This is a genomic window from Simplicispira suum, assembly GCF_003008595.1.
GTDB classification, from domain to species: domain Bacteria; phylum Pseudomonadota; class Gammaproteobacteria; order Burkholderiales; family Burkholderiaceae_C; genus Simplicispira; species Simplicispira suum.
Genome location: NZ_CP027669.1, coordinates 694,704 through 713,270 on the forward strand (window position 1 = coordinate 694,704; position 18,567 = coordinate 713,270).

The window sequence follows — 18,567 nt, forward strand, 5'->3', positions numbered from 1 at the left end:
AGATAGAACATGGATTTTGATTTCTCTGACGACCAGCAATCCCTGCGCGACGCGGTGCGCCGCTGGGTCGACAAGGGCTATACCTTTGAGCGCCGCCGCAGCATCGTGGCAGCCGGCGGCTTTGACCGCACCGCCTATGGCGAACTGGCTGAACTGGGCTTGACCGCACTGACCGTGCCCGAAGCGCACGACGGCCTGGGCCAGGGCGCCATCGACGCCATGGTGGTGATGGAAGAACTCGGCCGCGGCATGGTGCTCGAACCCCTGGCGCATGCCTTCATTGCAAGCAGCGTGCTCACGCAGTACGCATCGGCCGAGTTGCAGGGCGCCTGGCTGCCACGCATTGCCAGCGGACAGGCGCTGGTGGTGCTGGCGCAGCAAGAGCGCAAGGCCCGCTACGCACTCGAAAAATGTGAAGCAAAAGCGGCTCCAGCGCAGTCTGGGTATGCCTTGAAAGCTACTAAAAGCATAGTACCTGCAGGCGACCAGGCGGATGCCTACCTCGTGCCCGCGCAGTTGGACGGCCACATCGCCCTCTTCCTCGTCGAGCGCTCGGCCAGCGGCGTGAGCGCGCAAGGCTACGTCACGCAGGATGGCAGCCGCGCCGCCGAAGTGCAGTTCGCCAATACCCCTGCCATTCTCGTCAGCAAAGACGGTCTGACCGCACTGGAGCTGGCCGTGGACACCGGCATCGCGGCGCTGTGCGCCGAAGCCGTGGGCGTCATGGACCAGGCCGTCGCGCTGACGGTGGACTACATGAACCAACGCAAGCAGTTTGGCGTAACCATCGCCAGCTTCCAGGCGCTGCGCCACCGCGTGGCCGACATGAAGATGCAGCTCGAACTGGCCCGCTCCATGAGCTACTACGCCAGCCTCAAGCTCGCCGCACCAGCGCCAGAACGCCGCACCGCCATGGCCCGTGCCAAGGTGCAGCTCGGCCAATCGATGCGCTATGTGGGCCAGCAGATGGTGCAGCTGCACGGCGGCATTGGCGTCACCGACGAATACATCGGCAGCCACTATTTCAAGAAGCTCACGCAGATGGAAATGACGTTTGGCGACACGCTGCACCATTTGGGTGAAGTGTCCAGCCGCATGCAGGACACCGCTGGGGTGTTTGCCTGAGACTTCGGACGCCGGGCGCGCCAGGAATGAAGGGAAGGTTCCGATGAACGTGGCTCAACAGGACGACCAGCGGGCCATCCAGGAGGCCGTCGCCGCCATCTGCAGGAACTTCGACGCGGAGTACTGGCTTGCGCGCGACACCGACGGCGAGTGGCCCACCGCGTTCTGCGATGCCATTGCCGCAGGCGGCTGGTTTGGCATCACGATGCCCACCGAATACGGCGGTGCAGGCCAGGGCATCGCCGCTGCCGCCATGGTGATGAAGACCATCGGACGCCTGGGTTCGGCTGCGGTGTCGTCCGTCCACCTGAATCTCTTTGGCCCCCAGCCTGTCGTGGTGTTCGGGACCGACGCGCAAAAGCAGCGCATGCTGCCCGCCCTGATTCGCGGCGAGGATCGCGCCTGTTTCGGCGTGACGGAGCCCAACGTCGGATCCGACACCACACGCATCAAGACCTTTGCCAGGCGCGACGGCGATCGTTATGTGGTCCATGGGCAAAAGGTATGGACCTCCACGGCCCAGCAGGCCAACAAGATCCTGCTGGTCACGCGCACCACGCCGATCGAAGAATGCGCTCGCCCGATAGACGGCATCACCCTGTTCTACACCGACCTGGACCGCTCCAAGGTGCGCATTCGCCCCATCGAAAAAATGGCGCGCAAGGCCGTCGACTCCAACGAACTCTTCATCGACGGGCTGCAAGTGCCCGCAGAGGACCGCATCGGCGAGGAAGGCCAGGGCTTCAAGTACCTGCTGCATGGCCTCAATCCCGAGCGCATTCTGGTCGCGGCCTCGTCCATCGGTGCCGGCGAAACGGCCCTGGAGCGCGCGGTGGGCTACGCCAAGGAACGCGTGGTGTTCGGGCGCGCCATCGGGCAAAACCAGGCCATCCAGCACCCCCTGGCGGAATGCTGGATGCGTCTTCAAGCCGCAGAACTGATGATGTGGAATGCCGCCCGGCTGTACGACGCGGGCCTGCCTTGCGGCGTCGAAGCCACCGCCGCCAAATACCTGGCGGCCGAGGCGAGCTTCGAAACTTCCACCCGCGCCGTGCGCACGCATGGCGGCTTTGGTTTCGCCAAGGAATACCACGTCGAACGCGGCCTTCGGGAAAGCGTGCTCGGCTTGGTTGCCCCGGTGACGCAGGAAATGGCGCTGTGCTACATCGCCGAAAAGGGGCTCGGACTTCCCAAGTCGTACTGACGCTGTGCCAGTGTCGTGAGTTGGAAGTTGGTTGAAAAGTAGAAGCTGTCGAAATCGTCGTCAGGCAAGGCGCACACCACAGCGATAGCCGGAGCTATCGCGAGGATGTGCAACGCGGCGTGGCGGCGATTCTCGGCGGCTTTCTGAAACGAACTTCCGACCCACGACGCCACAGGATGCCTGGAGCGCTTTTCGAATCAACCCAGCAAGCGCGACGACTTGGGCACGTGCGCCATCAAAAACTCCATCTGGTCCGCCAGGATGCGGCGGTTGCGCAGGATGAAGTCTTCCCAAAGGCTGGGCACATAGGGCGCATACAGCAGCGGCATGTGTGCCTGCTCGGGCGTGCGCGGGCCTTTGCGGTGGTTGCAGGCGCGGCAGGCGGTCACCACGTTCATCCAATGGTCCACGCCGTGGCTGGCAAACGGCACGATGTGCTCGCGCGTCAGATCGCCTTCGTGAAACAGGCCCCCGCAGTAGGCGCATACATTGCGGTCGCGGGCAAAAAGCTTGGTATTGGTCAGACCTGGGCGGTTGCCAAAGGGGTTGGTGCGCGGCACGCCCCGTGTACCAATGATGCTGTTGATGACAATGACCGACTGCAGCCCCGTCACCGCGTTGTTGCCCCCGCGAAAGCGCGCCACCTCGCCCCCCACCTCCCAGCGCACGTCGCCAGCAGCGTAGTGGGTAGCGGCCTGTTCCAGCGATACCCACGACTGGGGCAGGCCTTGGGCCGAGAGCTTCAACACTTTCACAGGCAGCCTCCTTCTGATCAACGCGGGAAGTGCGGGTCGCCGGAAATCGGCCAGGCAAAAGCGGCCGTGCGACTGCGTCACAATATACGCCAAGCACGCAAGAACGGGGCCAGCGCTTGCCCTGTGTGCGCCAACTGCTATTAAAAACATACCATGCTTGTCCTTCGTGGCTTTCACCATCCGGCCATCGCCCCGGCCTGCGCATTGACCATCGGAAATTTTGACGGCGTCCACCGCGGCCACCAGGCCATGCTGGCGCTGCTGGGCGCCGAGGCCGCGCAGCGCGGCGTGCCCAGTTGCGTGCTGACTTTTGAACCGCACCCGCGCGACTACTTTGCCGCCGCGCTCAAAAAGCCCGAACTGGCGCCAGCGCGCGTTGGCACGCTGCGCGACAAGCTTTCGGAGCTGGCGCGCTGCGGCGTGCAGCAAACGGTGGTGCTGCGCTTTGACGCGCAACTGGCCGCGCAATCCCCGCAAACCTTTATCGACGAGGTGCTGGTGCGCGGCCTGGGCGTGCGCTACGTGCTGGTGGGCGACGATTTCCGCTTTGGCCGCCAGCGCGCGGGCGACTACGCCCTGCTGAGCAGCGCCGGCCAGTCGCAGGGATTCGACGTGGCGCGCATGAATTCTTACGAAATCACCTACCCCCAGGCCGGCAGCGACTCCGCCCAGCCGGTGCGTGTGTCCAGCTCCGAAGTGCGCGCCGCCCTCGCCGCCGGCCGCATGGACGACGCGGCCCAGTTGCTGGGCCGCCCTTATGCCATTTCGGGCCATGTGGTCCATGGCCGCAAGCTGGGCCGGGCGCTGGGCGAGGCCAGCAGCGGCGCGGGCGACGGCTTTCGCACGCTGAACCTGCGCTTTGCCCACTGGAAGCCTGCCGCCAGCGGTATTTTTGCGGTCTGGGTGCACGGCCTTGCTGCGCAGGCCCTTCCGGGTGTGGCCAACCTGGGGATCCGCCCCTCACTCGACCCCAGCGACACCAATGGCGGGCGCGTGCTGCTCGAAACCCACTGCCTCGAATGGCCTGCGCACCTGGGCGACGAGGGGGCCTACGGTAAAATCATCCGCGTGGAACTGATGCACAAACTGCACGACGAACTCCGGTACGACAGCCTGGAGGCGTTGACGGCCGGCATCGCCCGCGATTGCGCCGACGCCCGCGCCTGGTTCGCTGCCCATGCAGAAACCCGCCGCCAGACCACGCGCGACCGAATTTGAGGAGCCCGCGCGCAGCCGCTCTGCGCGCACCCAGCCCCGCCCCTGCCGCCCCGGCAGTTTCGCAACCGCGCTCCGCACGCCACAGCCTCCAAGAACCCTGATGTCCGACGCCAATCCAAACCCATCCACCGCTGCTGCGCCCACGCAGGACTACCGCAAAACCCTGAACCTGCCCGACACGCCCTTTCCGATGCGCGGCGATCTGCCCAAGCGCGAGCCAGGCTGGGTCAAGGAATGGAACGACGAAGGCCTGTACAAGCGCCTGCGTGCGGCCCGCTGCGGCGCTCCCAAGTTCATCCTGCACGACGGCCCGCCCTACGCCAACGGGCAGATCCACATGGGGCACGCGGTCAACAAGATCTTGAAGGACATGATCGTCAAGGCGCGCCAGCTCGAAGGCTTTGACGCCCTCTACGTCCCCGGCTGGGACTGCCACGGCCTGCCGATTGAAAACGCCATTGAAAAGAAGTTTGGCCGCAAGCTCTCGCGCGACGACATGCAGGCCAAAGGCCGCGCGTATGCCACCGAACAAATCGCGCAGCAGATGGTGGACTTCCAGCGCCTGGGGGTGCTGGGCGAGTGGGACCACCCTTACAAAACCATGGACCCGGAGAACGAGGCCGAAGAGATCCGCACCTTCAAGCGTGTGATCGAGCGCGGCTTTGTCTACCGTGGCCTGAAACCCGTGTACTGGTGCTTTGACTGCGGATCGTCGCTGGCCGAATTCGAAATCGAATACCAGGACAAGAAAAGCCAGACGCTGGACGTCGCCTTCAAGGCGCACGACCCGGCCCGGTTGGCCACCGCTTTTGGCCTGGGCGCGCTGACCAAAGACGCCTTTGCCGTCATCTGGACCACCACCGCCTGGACGATTCCGGCCAACCAGGCGCTCAACCTCAACCCGGACCTGACCTACGCCCTGGTGGACACCGCGCGCGGCGTGTTCGTCATGGCCGAGTCGCTGGTGGAGAGCTGCCTGACCCGCTGGGGCCTCGAAGGCCTGGTACTGGCCCTGGCTCCGGGCAAGGCGCTGGCCGGCCTGGAGTTCGAGCATCCGCTCTACGACGTCGATCCTGGCTACCGGCGCCTCTCGCCCGTGTACCTGGCCGATTACGCCACCGCCAGCGACGGCACCGGCATCGTGCATTCGTCGCCCGCCTACGGCGTGGAAGACTTCAACTCCTGCATCGCGCACGGCGTGGCCACGGACGACATCCTCAACCCCGTGCAGGGCAACGGCAGCTACGCGCCCGATCTGCCTCTGTTTGGCGGCCAGAACATCTGGAAGGCCTGCCCCGCCATCATCGAAACCCTGCAAGCCGCCGGCCGCCTGCTGGGCACCGAGGGCATCAGCCACAGCTACCCGCACTGCTGGCGCCACAAGACGCCGGTGATCTACCGCGCGGCAGCGCAGTGGTTCATTCGCATGGACGAAGAGACTGCGTCCACCAAGGGCGTATTCACCAAAGACAAAGCGCCTGAGACCCTGCGCCAGACCGCGCTCAAGGCCATCGAGCAAACGCACTTCTACCCCGAGAACGGCAAGGCGCGCCTGCACGACATGATTGCCGGCCGGCCCGACTGGTGCATTTCGCGCCAGCGCAGCTGGGGCGTGCCGATCCCGTTCTTTTTGCACAAGGATTCGGGCGAGCTGCACCCGCGCACCATGGAGATCCTGGACCAGGCCGCCGACATCGTGGAAAGAGGCGGTATCGAGGCCTGGAGCCGCGTCACCACCGAAGACATCCTGGGCGCCACCGACGCGCCCCACTACACCAAGAGCACCGACATCCTCGAAGTGTGGTTCGACTCGGGCTCGACCTTCCAGCATGTGCTGCGCGGCTCGCACGCCGGCGCCCACCACGACAGCGGCCCCGAGGCCGACCTGTACCTTGAAGGCCACGACCAGCACCGCGGCTGGTTTCACAGCTCGCTGCTGCTGGCCAGCGCCCTGGAAGGCCGCGCGCCCTACCGCGGTCTGCTGACGCACGGCTTCACGGTGGACGCCCAGGGCCGCAAGATGAGCAAGTCGCTGGGCAACGGCATTGATCCGCAGGACATCAACAAGAAGCTGGGTGCCGAAATCATCCGGCTGTGGGTGGCGTCCAGCGACTATTCGGGCGACATTGCCGGCGACGAGAAAATCCTCGCGCGCGTGGTGGACGCCTACCGCCGCATCCGCAACACGCTGCGCTTTTTGCTGGCCAACACCAGCGACTTCAATCCGGCCACCGACGCAGTGTCGGAAGCCGAGCTGCTGGAGATCGACCGCTACGCCCTGGCCCGCGCCGCCGAGCTGCAAGCCGACATCCTCGCGCACTACAAGGTGTACGAGTTTCACCCCGTGGTCGCCAAGCTGCAGCTCTACTGCTCGGAAGACCTGGGGGGCTTCTACCTCGACATTCTGAAGGACCGGCTCTACACCACCGCGCCGCACAGCCTGGCACGGCGCAGCGCGCAAACGGCTCTGTACCAGATCAGCCAGGCGATGCTGCGCTGGATGGCGCCGTTCCTCTCGTTCACCGCCGAAGAGGCGTGGAAGATTGTCGGCAGCAGCGACTCCATCTTCATGGAGCAGTACACCGCGCTGGGCGAACCGGCCGAGGGGCTGCTGGCCAAGTGGGCGCGCATTCGCGACATCCGCGACCTGGTGAACAAGGAAATCGAGCAACTGCGCGCCGTCGGCACCGTAGGCGCGTCGCTCCAGGCCACCGTGCAGCTCACCGTAGCGCCTGAGGACCACGCGCTGCTGGCGAGCCTGGGCGACGATCTGAAATACGTGTTCATCACCTCTGCTATTGAGTTGGTAGCTGGAGACGCAATCCAAATAAGCGCTGGAGCCAGTTTTGACCCCAAATGTGAGCGCTGCTGGCACTACCGCGCCGATGTGGGGCACGACGCCGCTCACCCCACGCTCTGCGGCCGCTGCACCAGCAACCTCTTTGGCGCGGGCGAAACCCGGGCGCATGCCTGATGGCCCGCAGCAGCTTTGCTCCGCGCGCGGCCGGCAGCTTCTGGCCGTGGATCGGCTGGGCGCTGTTCATCCTCATCGTCGACCAACTGACCAAGACGCTGATCCTGGGCGCCTACCGGCTGGGCGACGCCACGCCCATCACCAGTTTCTTCAGCATCGTGCGGGCGCACAACACGGGCGCGGCGTTCTCGTTTCTGGCTCAGGCCGGCGGCTGGCAACGCTGGCTGTTTACCGGCTTTGGCGTGGCAGCAGCGCTGTTCATCGTCTGGCAACTGCGTGCCCACCCAGGCCAGCGGCTGTTTGCGTTTTCGCTCTCCAGCATTCTCGGCGGAGCGGTCGGCAACGTGGTGGACCGGCTGCTGCACGGCTACGTGGTGGATTTTCTGGACTTCCACTGGGCGGGCTCGCACTTTCCGGCCTTCAACGTGGCCGATTCGGCCATCACCCTGGGCGCTGTGTGCCTGGTGCTGGACGAATTGCTGCGGGTGCGCGGGTCGCGGTAGGCCGCTGGTGGGCGCAAGCGCTGTTGGCTGCACGCCATACGGCCCGATTATTTGCAACGCACCCTCGCCACCGCTTCTTTTGTTGTGATATAACCTTTACCAAACCGTCACCCCGGAGAGAGATATGAAAAAACTCGCAATTGCCGTTCTCGCCTGCTGCGCCTTTGGCGCGCAAGCTGCTTCCAGCGTTGGCACGCTGGACAACGTCGTTGGCAACGTCAGCGTTGGCGGCCAGGGCTTTGTGGCCCAGGCCAAAAACGGCATGCCGCTGGTTGAAGGCAGCACCGTGCTGGTATCCAGCAAAGGCATGGCAACGGTTGCACTGGCCAATGGCTGCACCGTCTCGCTCATGGGCAGCCAGCACTACACCGTCAATTCCAAGCTCACCTGCGAACAGTCGATTGCATCCGTCAAGAGCCTAGCCGCTACCACGCGCCTCGCGCAGGCACCTTTGGGCACTGGTACTGGCGGCGGCGCTGCAGGCGGCGCTGGCGCTGGTGCGGGCGGCCTTGCCGGCTTGGGCGCCGGGACCCTGGCGGCCATTGGGGGTGGCATCATCCTCACTGGCGCCATCATCGCCGACCAAAACAAAGACAAAGCCAGCGGTAGCTGATTGGCCTCGTCCACACGCCACGCCCGCTCCAACACCAACCAGGCTAGTCACTGGTTGGTGTTTTTTTTGGCCTGCGCGCTGCTGGCGCTGGCGCCGGTTTTGCGCGGCGGCAATCGGCAAATTGCGCTGGTGGGCTTGCTCCTGCTCAGCGCCCTGCTGCTCGCGGTGCTGCTGGGCTCGGTCAGTTTTGACCGCCTGTTCGGCGCGGCAGACGGCGCTGCAGAGCGGCGCGGAAAGCAGCGCGTCGGCATGCCGCTCTGGAGCGCCGTCGCCCTGTTTTTTGTAGCCAGCAGCCCCTTGTGGCTGGGCCTACTGCACCTCACGCCGCTGCCGGCCGGGAGTTGGTCCAGCCTGGCGGGGCGCGGCTGGTACTTTGACGCCCTGGCGGCGGCTGGTGGCAACCTGCCGCAAAGCCTGCCGCTCAGCCTCAACCCCGACGCCACGCTCACCGCCCTGCTCTCGGGCATTCCGGCGCTGGCCACCTTGCTCGCCGCGCTGTTCCTGCCGCGCCCGCTCATTGAAAAATGCCTGGTGGTCCTGCTGGTGCTGGGTGCTTTCGAAATGCTGCTGGCGGTGCTGCAGTTCTGGATGGGCGCGGGCTCGCCGCTGTATTTTGGCGCCGACAGCGCCACCGGCTTTGTCGGCAGCTTTGCCAACCGCAACCATCTGGCCGATTTTCTCGTCATGCTGATGCCGCTGTGGTTTTACCGTCTGGCCGAAGGCACGGGCGGACGGGCCGCACGCGCGGCCGCCCGCCACCGCCGTGCGCACCTGGGTGGTGCCGGTGCGCTGTGGCTGTTTTTTGGCTTTGCGCTGCTGGTGGTCACCCTGGCCACGCTCTCGCGCGGCGGCTTGCTGTCGGCCGCGTTGGTGCTCATGGCATGCACCCTGCTACTCATCGTCAAGCTCAAAAGCCAGCTCAGCCGCAAACAGCAGATCCTGCTTGCGGTAGCGGCTGCCGTGTTTGCTCTGCTGGCCCTTGCCGGCGTGGGCGCCGAGCGCGTGGGCCAGCGGCTGGACAAAGCCACTGTGCAGCTTGACGCCGAAACCCGCAACAACTTCACCGCCGCCACCCTGGAGGGCGCCCGCGCCTTCTGGCCCTGGGGCAGCGGCGCGGGCACCTACGAATCGGTGTTTCCGCGCTTTCAGGCGGCCGATTCGCTGCATTACGTGGAGTACGCCCACAACGACTACGCCCAACTGCTGATGGAACTGGGCCTGCCCGGCCTGCTGCTGGCGCTGGCCGTGGCTGCGCTGGTGGTTGCGCAGTGGGTGCGGCTGCTGCGCGCCTACCGGGCAGAACGCCGGCTGACGGGCGAACTGGCGCTGCGCGCCTACTGCGGCCTGGGCGCGCTGGCCCTGCTGGTGCACAGCACGGTGGAATTCAATATGCACATTCCGGCGCTGGCCCTGACCGCAGCGTTTTTGATGGGTGTCTTTCTGCGGCCGATGGATGCGCCGCGCGCCAAGGCATGAGCGGCGCGCAGACTTCAGGGCATGCGCCCCGCCGTACTGCGCCGGGCGCCATAGCGCCATGGATGGCCGCCTGCGCCACCCTGCTGGCCGCCGCCCTGCTGCCCGGCTGCGCCGCCGGTCCGGGCGCCAGCCCTTCGCCGACCCCGCCGCAACTCGTCATGACCGAAGGCGGCCTCAAACGCTGGGACCGCCCCGAAGCCTTTGGCCCCGTACCTGCGACCCAATTGGCCAGAGGCCGCGAATACTGCGCCACCCTCAACCACAGCGGCAAACGTTTTGTGCCCAGCGGTTTTCACCCGCACGCGCTCAGCGTGGAGGGGTTTCCGTTCGAAGATGGAGGTTTCTACTGCGTGCAGCAGTAAAAGAATTGGGGTCAGACCCCAAATTAAGCAATTCAGGCCCGGAAATTGGAATCTGACCCCAATTTTCTGGGCACTCACGCCCGTACGCTGTCATCGGCCAGGCCAAACACCGAATCTTCGCCTTCGGTGCGCGCCATGCGCTCGGCCAGCAGCGAGCCCTTTTCTTCGCCGCTGGGCGTGTAGCCCGCCAACCGATGCAGCATGTTGCCCACCGTGGCCATGTCGCCCGCCGCCAGGGCGGCATCCAGCGCGGCCAATTCGCCCTCCAGCGCAGGCCAGGGCAGTGAGGCTTCGCTGGCCTTCATCACGCGCGGGTGCGTGGTGGGCTGGGGGTTGTTGCCGATCAGCAGCTCTTCATACAGCTTCTCGCCGGGGCGCAGGCCCGTGATTTTGATTTCGATTTCCCCCTCGGGGCAGCTGGCGTCGCGCACGCGCATGCCCGAGAGCTCGACCATGCGGTAGGCCAGATCCATGATGCGCACCGATTCGCCCATGTCGAGCACAAACACCTCGCCCCCGCTCGCCATGGCCCCGGCCTGCACCACCAGCTCGGCGGCCTCGGGAATCGTCATGAAGTAGCGCGTGACCTCGGCGTGCGTCAGCGTAATGGGCCCGCCCTTGGCGATTTGCTGGCGAAACAGCGGCACCACCGAGCCCGACGAACCCAGCACATTGCCAAAGCGCACGATGGAAAAACACGTGGCGGCCGCCCCGGCAGGCCCTGCCACCGGCGCCCCTGCGGCAAACGCCTGCACCACCAGCTCGGCCATGCGCTTGCTGGAACCCATGATGTTGGTGGGCCGCACCGCCTTGTCGGTGCTGATGAGCACAAAGCTCTGCACCCCATGGCGCGCCGCCGCCCGCGCGCACACCAGCGTGCCCCACACGTTGTTGCGCAGGCCCTCGCCGGGGTTGTATTCCACCAGCGGCACATGCTTGTAAGCGGCTGCGTGGTACACGGTATGCGGGTGCCAGGCAGCCATGATGGCGCCGATCCGCACTTCGTTCTGCGCCGACCCCAGCAGAGGCACCAGCTCGGGCGATGGACCGTCCTGCGCCGCCAGCGCGTCTTCCAGCTCGCGGTGAATCTGGTACAGCGAAAACTCGTTCATCTCCACCAGCAGCAGGCAGGCCGGCGCGCACTTGAGCACCTGGCGGCACAGCTCGCTGCCAATGGAGCCGCCCGCGCCCGTGACCAGCACCACCTTGCCGCGCACATTGCGGTTGAGCAAAATGCCATTGGGCAGCACCGGCTCGCGCCCCAGGATGTCGGCAATGTCCAGCTCCTGCACATCCTTGAGCGACACCTTGCCCGAAGCCAGCTCGGACACCCCCGGCAGCGTGCGCACATGCACCGGGTACGGCCGCATGCCCTGCACGATGGCGTTGCGCTCCTTGCGCCCGAGCGAGGGCATGGCCAGCAGCACATGGCCCACATGCTGCTTGGCAATCAGCGCGGAAAGCTGGTCCACCCCATGCACGCGCAGGCCATCGACCGTGTGGCCGTGCAAGCGGGCGTCGTCGTCGATGAAGCCCACCACGCGCTGCTCGCGCCCGTTGCGCAGGGCCGATGCCAGCTGCCGCCCCGCCGACCCCGCGCCGTAGATCAGCACGCCGGGCAGGCTGGCATTGCCAAGCATGCGGCGGTACAGGTCGCCCAGAAAGAAGCGCACCCCCACCCGGCTGATGCCCACCATCAAAAACATCAGCAAGGGCTGAACAATGCCTACCGAGCGCGGCACGCCCGGCACGCCAATGACCGTAAAAATAACCATGTACACCAAGCTGTAGACCGCGATGGCGCGAATCAGGCTGAGCATGGCGTGCCAGCCGGCATAGCGAAACACCGCCCTGTACAGCCCGAAATAGGCAAACAAAGGCAAGGCCAAGCCCACAGCCCCCACCACCGCCGGCGTGTACGACGGGCTCCAAGCGGCCCAGTGTTCAAGCCGCAGACACACCGCCAGCCAAACAGTGAAACCGCAGAAGAAACCATCGTGCAGCACCGCCAACACGCGCTTGGCCGGGCGCGGCAAGGCCAAAAACCACCGAAAGACCGTGTTTGACTTCATGGCGAAGTTTCTATAGGAATTGCATGCAAACAAGCTTCATGACTGCAGGCGCAGCGGGCGAAGCGGCGCCGGCGCAGGCTGCCACAGCATCCAGCCAAGCGCCAAACCGGCGGCATCGGCCAGCCAATCGCCCAGCGAGGCGCTGCGGCCGGGAATGACGGATTGCAGTGCCTCGGTCAGCGCGCCCAGCAGCAGCAATGCCACCGCCACACGCCAGCGCTGGCCGGGCTGCAGCCAACTGCGCGCGGCCAGGCCGCCCAGCAGGGCAAACAGGCTGGCGTGCACCAGTTTGTCCGACCACGCGGTGGCGTCCGCAGCGTCCAGCGCGGCGGCCATGGGCAGCCAGGAAGCCGCCCAGACCTTCGCGGCCAGCACCGCGTCCGCTGGCGCCAACAGGCATACCAGGGTGACAAGCAGCGCAATGCCAAACAGAACCCGCGCAATGACCAAGGCCCGCGTCATGCAGCCGCGCCCCCGGCTTGGGCCAGCACCTGGCGAATCACTTCGCAGCTGCGGTCAATTTCGGCGGGCGTCAACGTGGGGTGTACCAGAAACATCAGGCTCGTTTCGCCCAGCGCACGCGCCACGGGCAGGCGCTCTGCCGGGCGCCAGCCGGTGCCGTCAAAGGCTTTCTCCAAATACACCTCGGAACACGAACCCTGGTAGCAGGGCACGCCCTGGGCATTGATGGCCTCGACGATGCGGTCGCGGCTCCAGCCCGACGCCAGATGCGCGGGCTGCACATACACATAGCACTTGTAGTGTGCGTGCACGCTACCAGGCATGGTGGCAGCAAAGTCGGGCACGCGCACCGCAGCAAAACCACGGCAGGCGGCCCAAATGGCTTGGGCATGCGCCGTGCGCTGCGCCGTCCACTCTGACATTCGGCGCAGCTGAATACGGCCCACGGCGGCCTGCACTTCGAGCATGCGCCAATTGGTGCCAAAGCTGTCGATCACCCAGCGAAAACCCGGCGGATGCTCGCGCTCGTACACCGCTGCGTAACTTTTGCCGTGGTCTTTGTAGGCCCACATGGCGCGCCACAGGGCTTCGTCGTTCGTGGTGACCATGCCGCCCTCGCCCGCCGTGGTCATGATTTTGTCCTGACAAAAGCTCCAGGCGCCCACGTGGCCGATGCTGCCCACGCTGCGGCCCTTGTACCGTGCGCCATGCGCCTGCGCGCAGTCTTCAATCACCTTGAAGCCATGCTGCTCGGCCAGCGCCATGATCGGATCCATATCGCAGGGCCAGCCGGCCAGGTGCACCACGATGACGGCGCGGGTAGCGGGCGTGAGCACGGCGGCAATGGTCGCGGCCGTGAGGTTGCCACTGTCGGCATCCACATCGGCAAACACCGGCGTGGCACCCGCATTGACCACGCACGACACGCTGGCCATAAAGGTGCGCGGCGTGACCACCACCTCGTCGCCGGGGCTAATCCCCAATGCCTTGAGCGCCACATCGAGCGCCAGCGTGCCGTTGCCCAGCGCCACAGCATGCTGCACGCCTACCCAGGCGGCAAACTCCGCTTCAAAAGTGCGGCACTCGGTGCCGGTCCAGTAATTGACCTTGTTGGACAGCAGCACGTCGCGCACAGCGTCGGCCTCTTCGGTGGTAAAGGAAGGCCAGGGGGAAAAAGAAGTGTTCAGCATAAAACAGGAAAGGACTTTGCCAGAAGCATCAGCCCAGTTGGATGATCTGGCCCAAGACAAGCAGCACTTGCGCAAAAGCGTCGTCCGACACCTGCATGCCGCCATGCGGCTTGCCGCCACGCATGCGCCAGTCGAACGATTTGGGTTGGTGGCACAGCACGAAGCTGCCAGCGCCTGCCTTGCGCCCGCTGGCCGAGCCCACCTGTACAGCGAAAGGATTGCCCGCGTTGTACGGCGCCGTCGTCATCGGCAGGCCAATCACCAGGGAAGTACGGTCGTTGAACGCTCGGGGCGACAGCACCAGAAAGGGATGCACGTCACGCATCTCGCGCCCAGCCTGCGGATTGCAATCGATCCAGATGACTTGTTGGCGCTCGGGTACCCAAGGCAGTGCAGCGGCCGCCGCACGCGATCGCGTTACCAAGCCTCCGCCCCAATGGGTTGCCCTGCTGCCATGGCTTCGCCACCATGCACCTGGGGGTCGAAACGGGCCAGACGCTGGGCCAGCGTCAAAGGTGCATCGGCCAGCGGCTCAATGACCACGCGGCCTTCGTCCACACGCACTTTGACCTGTTGGTCCGCCTGCAGCCGTGCCGCCCGAGCAATGGCAGCGGGCAAGCGCACGCCAAGGTTGTTGCCCCAGTGTTTGAGTGTGAGGACGGTGGCGTCGGTCATGGAAAAACTCCTAATACGGGCAAAATGTTTAAACAGAGTATAAACGACGGCGTCTCCAGTTCAACCCATCAGCCGCGCAGGGTTTCCCACCACGGTCGCGCCCGGCGCCACGCTCTTGGTAACTACCGCGCCCATGCCCACCACGGCGCCCCGGCCAATCACCAACGGCTTGCCCGGTTGCCCCTGCTTCAGGATGGCACCCGTGCCAATGTAGGCATGGTCTTCAACCACGACATTGCCGTTGCAATGCACGCGCGGCGCAAAGGTCACGAAATCGCCCACCACGCAGTCGTGCTCAACGTAGCTGTAAAGGTTTGCGTGAAAGTGCTTGCCAATGCGCACATTGCTGGTGAGCGTGACGAAGGGGCTGAGCACCGCACCCGCACCCAGCTGCACATCGTCCATTTGCACCACATTACCGGCGGTTACCGTCCAGGGCTGCACGCCATCGGCTGCGCAGCGCTGGGCCAGCGCCTCACGCACCGTGCCGCTGGCAATCGCGAGCACGGCATAGCGACCGGCGGCGGGCTCAGAGAGAAACTGCGCATAGGTCATGAGGCGCTGGCCGTTGACCAAGGCCGGCCCCGGCGCGTCGTCCACAAACACCAAGCGGCTGGCAGGCACCCCAGCCAGCGCCAGTTGCTGGCGCGCCAGCGGCATGATGCCGCGGCCGCAACCACTGGCGCCATAGACGGCGTACAAGTCCTGCTGCTGCATGGTGCGGGTTCCTTCTTTGCTGGTCACTTCAGTATTGATAGCTGCTTTCGCTTACTGCATAAGCGCTAGAGGCCCATTTTTTCAAAATTTGGAGCGGCCATTTCTGCCATCTTCACCGCCCGGTGCCGGCGAGGCAAGGCGCGACCTGGCCCCCTATGGCTTGCTCCCCGTAAACCGCGGCATCGTCGCCTCGCCCGCCGCGCTGATGCCGTCGCGCACCAGCACCTTTTTTACCGTAAGCCACAGAATTTTGATGTCGAGCCACAGCGAGCGGTGGTCCACGTACCAGACGTCGAGCTTGAACTTGTCGTCCCAGCCCAGCGCATTGCGGCCATTGACCTGGGCCCAACCGGTGATGCCGGGGCGCACCTCATGCCGGCGCGCCTGCTCAGGGGAATACAGCGGCAAATACTCCATCAAGAGCGGGCGCGGTCCCACCAGGCTCATGTCGCCCTTGAGCACGTTCCACAGCCCGGGCAACTCGTCCAGGCTGGTTGCGCGCAGAAAGCGGCCAAAGGGCGTGAGCCGGTCGGCGTCGGGCAGCAAGGCGCCATCGGGGCCACGCGCTTCCGTCATGGTGCGGAACTTGACCATCTCGAACGGCTTGCTGTGCAATCCGGGGCGCACCTGGCGAAAGAACGCCGGGCGGCCCAGCTTGCGGCGCACCAGCAAGGTCAATACCGTTAGCGGCAGGCAGAGCAGCAGCAGAGCCATCAAGGCGGTAGCAAAGTCAAAAAGGCGCTTCATTTGAAATTAAAAACAATAGCATGTTGCGTAATCTGGATAAGCGCTAGCGGCAAAAATGACTAAATATTTCGTACATCTGCCTCACTTCTTTGGCGCTTTGTCAACCTACTGAATATTTCCCCGAACTGCCCCACTCCCACCGCCAAAGCAAGGTGCTGAGCATAGAACTGCTGCGCCTTCTGGCCCATGGCGATTAACGCTTGCGGCGGAGTATTGACCAAGGCAGCGGCGGCTTCCGCCAAAGCTTCGGCGTTTTCTGATTCGGCCACGATACCGCCACCGGACTGGCGCAGCAGATCGGCGGCGTCGCCATCCACTGCCATCAAGAGCGGCTTGCTTGCGGCCATGTAGGCCTGGGTTTTGGAGGGGATGGTAATTTCAAACAGCGGATCTTTGCGCAGGTGCACCAGCAGTGCATCGGCCCCTTGCAGATACGTGCCGACTTCCGCCATTGGTACGGCAGGCAGGAAGACCACGTTTGTCAGCCCGCGCTGCGCTGCCTGTTGTTTGAGTGCGCTCAGCTCAACGCCACCGCCCAGCATGACGAAGCACACACGCGAATCTCCCACTTGCAGCAATGCAGCGGCGTCGAGCACTGCGCCCAGCGCCTGCGCCTTGCCCATGTTGCCGGCAAACAGAATGCGAAAGCGCTCGGGCCCAGGGAAGGCCTCTGGCAGTTGTCCTGTCGGCGTCGCCAGTGTCGCCTCGTCGGCCCAGTTGTAAATGACGTCTACCTTGGCTGCAGGTACGCCGCGTTCCACCAGTAGGCGCTTGAAGCCCGGTGAGAGCACCACGATGCTATCGACGCGCCGATACACCCAGCGGCAAACTGCGGCTACCAGGTTCAAGGCCTTGGGGCTGCTGAGCATGCCCGTCGCACGCAACGTATCGGGCCACATATCTTGAATGTCATACACCACCGGAATGCGGCGCAGCAACCGAACCAAGCTGGCTGCAATGCCCACAGTGAGCGGCGGATGGTAGGCGTACATGACATCAGCGCGCCTTGCCATGAAAAGGCCATAGACCAGCGCCGATACGGCAAAACTGGCGTAGTTGAACACGCGCTTGATGGCCGATTGGTCGTGGTTGGGGTACAGCGGCAGGCGCGTAACCTGCACGCCATCGATCACCTCGCGCTGCAGCCACTTGATGCGGTAGCCAGGGTACAGCTTGCCACCAGGGTAATTGGGAAAGCCCGTGATCACCTCGACCTCAAAACCCTGGCGCACCAGCTCGCGCGCGAACACGATGCCTTTGAAGGTGGGCTCCGGGTCAAACCACTGCGTCAGCAGCAGCACCCGGATGGGGCGTGGCGAAGGCATTCGCCTCAGTACTTCTTCCACACCACGCGATTCACGTAGTCGGTATAGCTGTGAATGATACGAAGCACCTTGTCCGACACATTGGGCATGCTGTAGTCGCCCACCTGGCGCAGCAGCCGGGTAGCGCCGCGCGGCTGGCTTTCCAGAATTGCCAGCCCCTGCAGCACGCGCTCTGCCTCCAAGCCCACCATCATCACGGCGGCCTCTTCCATGCCTTCAGGCCGCTCGTGTGCCTCGCGCAGATTCAGAGCGGGGAAGTTGAGGATGGACGACTCTTCATTGATGGTGCCGCTGTCGGAAAGCACGGCCTTCGCGGACAGCTGCAGCCGGTTGTAGTCCGTAAAACCCAGGGGCTTGAGCAACTGCACCTTGGCGTGAAATTTGGCACCCAAGGCATCCACCCGCTTTTGCGTGCGCGGATGGGTAGAAACGATGACCGTCAGGCCGTACTGCTCGGCCACGATATTGAGCACCTGCACCAGCTTGCCAAAATTCTGGTCTGAATCGATGTTTTCCTCGCGGTGCGCGCTGACCACAAAAAATTGCTCTTCAGCCAGCCCCAGGCGGCCCAGCACGTCAGAGGCATCAATGCGCGGGCGGTAGTGCGCCAGCACTTCTGCCATCGGGCTGCCGGTTTTGATCACCATGTCGGGTGGCAGGCCCTCGCGCAGCAGGTATTCGCGGGCAATGCTGCTGTAGGTGAGGTTGATGTCGGCCGTGTGGTCGACGATGCGGCGGTTGATTTCCTCCGGCACGCGCTGGTCAAAACAGCGGTTGCCTGCCTCCATATGGAACACCGGCACCTTGCGCCGCTTGGCCGGCAGAACCGCCATGCAACTGTTGGTGTCGCCCAGCACCAGCAGTGCGTCGGGCGCCACATCGGCCAACACTGCATCGACGGCGATGATGATGTTGCCAATGGTTTGCGCGGCGCTGCCACCGGCTGCGTTCAAGAAATGGCCGGGCTTGCGAATGCCCAGGTCGTCAAAAAAAATCTGGTTCAGCTCGTAATCGTAGTTTTGCCCGGTGTGCACCAACACATGCTCGCAATGCTCATCCAACCGCGCCAACACGCGTGAGAGGCGAATGATTTCGGGCCTGGTACCGACCACGGTCATGACTTTGAGCTTCTTCATTGATTCACTCTTC

General features: G+C 64.6%; 18 protein-coding genes. 8 read left to right on the forward strand and 10 right to left on the reverse strand.

Annotated elements, in window-relative coordinates:
- The first annotated feature begins 9 nt into the window (after nucleotides 1-9).
- Entirely contained in the window at nucleotides 10-1,125 is a 1,116-nt protein-coding gene (locus C6571_RS03330) for an acyl-CoA dehydrogenase family protein (RefSeq protein ID WP_106445431.1), read from the forward strand.
- Between the two features lie 43 nt (nucleotides 1,126-1,168).
- Nucleotides 1,169-2,329: an acyl-CoA dehydrogenase family protein gene (locus C6571_RS03335; protein WP_106445432.1), complete on the forward strand. Its 1,161-nt coding sequence runs from the start codon at nucleotides 1,169-1,171 to the stop codon at nucleotides 2,327-2,329.
- A 197-nt stretch (nucleotides 2,330-2,526) separates the two neighbouring features.
- Here C6571_RS03335 and C6571_RS03340 read toward each other — a convergent pair whose 3' ends face one another.
- Nucleotides 2,527-3,084: an HNH endonuclease gene (locus tag C6571_RS03340; protein WP_106445433.1), complete on the reverse strand. Its 558-nt coding sequence runs from the start codon at nucleotides 3,082-3,084 to the stop codon at nucleotides 2,527-2,529.
- A 153-nt stretch (nucleotides 3,085-3,237) separates the two neighbouring features.
- Between C6571_RS03340 and C6571_RS03345 the strand changes: the two genes are divergently transcribed.
- The 6 genes from C6571_RS03345 to C6571_RS03370 all read left to right on the forward strand — a co-directional run bounded on the left by C6571_RS03345 (nucleotide 3,238) and on the right by C6571_RS03370 (nucleotide 10,230).
- The gene (locus C6571_RS03345; RefSeq protein WP_106445434.1) at nucleotides 3,238-4,302 is read left to right on the forward strand and encodes a bifunctional riboflavin kinase/FAD synthetase; all 1,065 of its coding nucleotides are present in this window, start codon (nucleotides 3,238-3,240) and stop codon (nucleotides 4,300-4,302) included.
- A gap of 100 nt (nucleotides 4,303-4,402) precedes the next feature.
- A complete protein-coding gene (ileS, locus tag C6571_RS03350; RefSeq protein WP_106448017.1) occupies nucleotides 4,403-7,276 on the forward strand; it encodes an isoleucine--tRNA ligase in 2,874 nt (957 codons plus the stop codon).
- A complete protein-coding gene (lspA, locus tag C6571_RS03355) occupies nucleotides 7,276-7,779 on the forward strand; it encodes a signal peptidase II (protein WP_106445435.1) in 504 nt (167 codons plus the stop codon). Before ileS ends, lspA begins: the two co-directional genes overlap by 1 nt.
- Before the next feature lie 124 nt (nucleotides 7,780-7,903).
- A complete protein-coding gene (locus tag C6571_RS03360) occupies nucleotides 7,904-8,392 on the forward strand; it encodes a hypothetical protein (RefSeq protein ID WP_106445436.1) in 489 nt (162 codons plus the stop codon).
- Nucleotides 8,393-8,449: 57 nt separating this feature from the next.
- Nucleotides 8,450-9,868, forward strand: a complete 1,419-nt coding sequence (locus C6571_RS03365; protein ID WP_245901490.1) for an O-antigen ligase family protein — start codon at nucleotides 8,450-8,452, stop codon at nucleotides 9,866-9,868.
- On the forward strand, nucleotides 9,865-10,230 hold the full coding sequence (locus C6571_RS03370) for a hypothetical protein (RefSeq protein ID WP_106445438.1): 366 nt from the start codon (nucleotides 9,865-9,867) through the stop codon (nucleotides 10,228-10,230). Before C6571_RS03365 ends, C6571_RS03370 begins: the two co-directional genes overlap by 4 nt.
- Nucleotides 10,231-10,304: 74 nt before the next feature.
- Here C6571_RS03370 and C6571_RS03375 read toward each other — a convergent pair whose 3' ends face one another.
- From C6571_RS03375 to wecB, 9 genes are all read right to left on the reverse strand, one after another.
- A complete protein-coding gene (locus tag C6571_RS03375) occupies nucleotides 10,305-12,302 on the reverse strand; it encodes a polysaccharide biosynthesis protein (RefSeq protein ID WP_106445439.1) in 1,998 nt (665 codons plus the stop codon).
- A 36-nt stretch (nucleotides 12,303-12,338) separates the two neighbouring features.
- A complete protein-coding gene (locus tag C6571_RS03380) occupies nucleotides 12,339-12,764 on the reverse strand; it encodes a VanZ family protein (protein WP_106445440.1) in 426 nt (141 codons plus the stop codon).
- Nucleotides 12,761-13,954: a DegT/DnrJ/EryC1/StrS family aminotransferase gene (locus tag C6571_RS03385; protein WP_106445441.1), complete on the reverse strand. Its 1,194-nt coding sequence runs from the start codon at nucleotides 13,952-13,954 to the stop codon at nucleotides 12,761-12,763. Before C6571_RS03385 ends, C6571_RS03380 begins: the two co-directional genes overlap by 4 nt.
- A 28-nt stretch (nucleotides 13,955-13,982) precedes the next feature.
- Entirely contained in the window at nucleotides 13,983-14,378 is a 396-nt protein-coding gene (locus tag C6571_RS03390) for a type II toxin-antitoxin system PemK/MazF family toxin (RefSeq protein WP_106445442.1), read from the reverse strand.
- The gene (locus C6571_RS03395) at nucleotides 14,372-14,629 is read right to left on the reverse strand and encodes an AbrB/MazE/SpoVT family DNA-binding domain-containing protein (RefSeq protein WP_106445443.1); all 258 of its coding nucleotides are present in this window, start codon (nucleotides 14,627-14,629) and stop codon (nucleotides 14,372-14,374) included. The genes C6571_RS03390 and C6571_RS03395 overlap by 7 nt, the downstream gene beginning before the upstream one ends.
- Nucleotides 14,630-14,689: 60 nt before the next feature.
- Nucleotides 14,690-15,346 carry an acetyltransferase gene (locus C6571_RS03400; protein WP_106448018.1) on the reverse strand — a complete coding sequence of 219 codons (657 nt, stop codon included), beginning with the start codon at nucleotides 15,344-15,346 and terminating at the stop codon, nucleotides 14,690-14,692.
- A gap of 153 nt (nucleotides 15,347-15,499) precedes the next feature.
- A complete protein-coding gene (locus C6571_RS03405) occupies nucleotides 15,500-16,093 on the reverse strand; it encodes a sugar transferase (RefSeq protein WP_106445444.1) in 594 nt (197 codons plus the stop codon).
- A gap of 59 nt (nucleotides 16,094-16,152) precedes the next feature.
- Nucleotides 16,153-17,418, reverse strand: a complete 1,266-nt coding sequence (locus tag C6571_RS03410) for a glycosyltransferase family 4 protein (protein WP_106445445.1) — start codon at nucleotides 17,416-17,418, stop codon at nucleotides 16,153-16,155.
- 5 nt (nucleotides 17,419-17,423) lie between these two features.
- Nucleotides 17,424-18,554, reverse strand: a complete 1,131-nt coding sequence (gene wecB, locus C6571_RS03415; protein ID WP_106445446.1) for a non-hydrolyzing UDP-N-acetylglucosamine 2-epimerase — start codon at nucleotides 18,552-18,554, stop codon at nucleotides 17,424-17,426.
- Nucleotides 18,555-18,567 lie beyond the last annotated feature (13 nt).

Excerpts from the sequence above, each read along its gene's own strand:
- C6571_RS03330 (WP_106445431.1), top strand. The coding sequence starts at position 10 with ATGGATTTTGATTTCTCTGACGACCAGCAATCCCTGCGCGACGCGGTG.
- C6571_RS03335 (WP_106445432.1), top strand. The coding sequence starts at position 1,169 with ATGAACGTGGCTCAACAGGACGACCAGCGGGCCATCCAGGAGGCCGTC.
- C6571_RS03345 (WP_106445434.1), top strand. The coding sequence starts at position 3,238 with ATGCTTGTCCTTCGTGGCTTTCACCATCCGGCCATCGCCCCGGCCTGC.
- ileS (WP_106448017.1), top strand. The coding sequence starts at position 4,403 with ATGTCCGACGCCAATCCAAACCCATCCACCGCTGCTGCGCCCACGCAG.
- lspA (WP_106445435.1), top strand. The coding sequence starts at position 7,276 with ATGGCCCGCAGCAGCTTTGCTCCGCGCGCGGCCGGCAGCTTCTGGCCG.
- C6571_RS03360 (WP_106445436.1), top strand. The coding sequence starts at position 7,904 with ATGAAAAAACTCGCAATTGCCGTTCTCGCCTGCTGCGCCTTTGGCGCG.
- C6571_RS03370 (WP_106445438.1), top strand. The coding sequence starts at position 9,865 with ATGAGCGGCGCGCAGACTTCAGGGCATGCGCCCCGCCGTACTGCGCCG.
- C6571_RS03375 (WP_106445439.1), bottom strand. The coding sequence starts at position 12,302 with ATGAAGTCAAACACGGTCTTTCGGTGGTTTTTGGCCTTGCCGCGCCCG.
- C6571_RS03380 (WP_106445440.1), bottom strand. The coding sequence starts at position 12,764 with ATGACGCGGGCCTTGGTCATTGCGCGGGTTCTGTTTGGCATTGCGCTG.
- C6571_RS03385 (WP_106445441.1), bottom strand. The coding sequence starts at position 13,954 with ATGCTGAACACTTCTTTTTCCCCCTGGCCTTCCTTTACCACCGAAGAG.
- C6571_RS03395 (WP_106445443.1), bottom strand. The coding sequence starts at position 14,629 with ATGACCGACGCCACCGTCCTCACACTCAAACACTGGGGCAACAACCTT.
- C6571_RS03400 (WP_106448018.1), bottom strand. The coding sequence starts at position 15,346 with ATGCAGCAGCAGGACTTGTACGCCGTCTATGGCGCCAGTGGTTGCGGC.
- C6571_RS03405 (WP_106445444.1), bottom strand. The coding sequence starts at position 16,093 with ATGAAGCGCCTTTTTGACTTTGCTACCGCCTTGATGGCTCTGCTGCTG.
- C6571_RS03410 (WP_106445445.1), bottom strand. The coding sequence starts at position 17,418 with ATGCCTTCGCCACGCCCCATCCGGGTGCTGCTGCTGACGCAGTGGTTT.
- wecB (WP_106445446.1), bottom strand. The coding sequence starts at position 18,554 with ATGAAGAAGCTCAAAGTCATGACCGTGGTCGGTACCAGGCCCGAAATC.